The organism is Alcanivorax sp. HI0044, from assembly GCF_001634945.1.
In genome coordinates, this window is sequence record NZ_LWEZ01000532.1 from 1 (window position 1) to 990 (window position 990).

Here is a 990-nt window from a genome sequence, read left to right on the forward strand (position 1 = left end):
TGCCAAGACGCTGGAAGTGGCGGTGCCGAAAAGCGAAAGCCTCAATACCCTGTTTGTGGAGCTGGCGCGGCTCGATTTTGACGTCATGAGTATGCGCAACAAGGCAAACCGGCTGGAAGAATTGTTTGTGCGGCTGGTCGAGCAGAACCTGCCGGGGGAGCAAGCATCATGAGTGCTCGTGAGCAATGGGTGGCATTTCTGACCCTGGTAACCAAGGAAATTCGCCGTTTTACCCGTATCTGGCCGCAGACGCTGCTGCCGCCAGCGATTACCATGACGCTGTATTTCGTGATTTTCGGCAACCTGATTGGCAGTCGTATCGGCGATATGGGCGGGTTCGATTACATGCAGTACATCGTGCCGGGGTTGATCATGATGAGCGTAATCCAGAACAGTTACGGCAATGTGGTGAGCTCGTTCTTTTCCACCAAATTCCAGCATTCCATTGAGGAAATGCTGGTGTCGCCGATGCCGTCTCATGTGATTCTCAACGGCTATATTGTCGGCGGTATGGTGCGTGGCATGTTGGTGGGACTGATTGTCAGCCTGCTCAGCCTGTTCTTTACTCACCTGTCCATGCAGCACGTTTTTATCACCATCACGGTGGTGATTCTCACGGCAGCATTGTTTGCTTTGGGGGGCTTTATCAATGCGATTTTCGCCAACAAGTTTGACGATATTTCCATTGTCCCCACCTTTATCCTGACACCGCTGACCTACCTGGGCGGGGTCTTTTATTCCATTGATCTGCTGCCGGAGTTCTAGCGGGCGGTGAGCCTTGCCAACCCCATCGTCTATATGGTCAATGCCTTCCGTTACGGGGTGCTGGGCGTGAGCGACGTGAATGTATACGCTTCCCTGGGGGCCATTCTGGCGTTTGTGATCGCTTTCTACTTATTTGCGCTGTGGTTGCTGCATCGTGGTACCGGTATTCGGCACTAACGAAACCGGCTAAATCCGGCTATGATTAAAGCCAGTCCCATGGACGGG

Annotated in this window: 1 pseudogene; it reads left to right on the top strand. The window is 53.1% G+C overall.

Features of this window, described 5'->3' with window-relative positions:
• Positions 1 to 168 precede the first annotated feature (168 nt).
• Positions 169 to 942, top strand: a pseudogene (locus A3730_RS06320) (ABC transporter permease).
• The last annotated feature ends 48 nt before the right edge of the window (positions 943 to 990 follow it).